At 61.7% G+C, this 621-nt stretch carries 1 protein-coding gene; it reads right to left on the reverse strand.

The genetic code is table 11. The annotated features are described in order from the left end of the window. Positions 1-619 (reverse strand): ATP-binding cassette domain-containing protein (locus ACXJ7R_RS35720; protein ID WP_457155887.1); only part of this gene is annotated, 619 nt, incomplete at its 3' end. Positions 620-621: the final 2 nt, after the last annotated feature.

Here is a 621-nt window from a genome sequence, read left to right on the forward strand (position 1 = left end):
CCGTGTAGGAATCGGCGATCTGGAAGATCTCCGACAGCCGGTGAGAAACGTAGACGATACCGCGGCCCTGGGCCTGCAGGCGGCGGATCGCGGCAAAGAGGTGCTGCGCCTCCCGCTCGCCGATCGCCGATGTCGGCTCATCCATGAAGATGACCTCGGCGTCGTGGCTGAGCGCCTTGGCGATCTCGACGAGCTGCATCTGCGCGACCGAGAGGTTCATCATGTATTGTGTGGCTCGAATATCGAATTCGAGATCGTCCAGCAGCTTTTGCGCGGACCTGTTCATCGCGCGGAAATCGATGCCGCCGAACCGTGCTGAAGGCTCACGGCCAAGGTAGATGTTCTCGGCAACCGTCATGTGAGGGACGGGGCTGAGTTCCTGTTCGATAATGGCGATGCCCGAGGCCAATGCGTCGGCCGGGCTTGCGAATTCCACATCCTTGCCGCGACGACGGATTGAGCCGGCATCGCGCTTGAAGATACCCATCAGTATCTTGAGGAAGGTCGACTTGCCGGCGCCATTGCCGCCGCAGAGCGCGTGAACCGTGCCGGCGCGAAGTTGAAAGCGGCCCTCGCGCAAGGCTGCGACGCCACCAAAGGACTTCTTCAGCCCTTCCACCT

The sequence above is a fragment of the Mesorhizobium sp. P5_C1 genome, assembly GCF_054049815.1.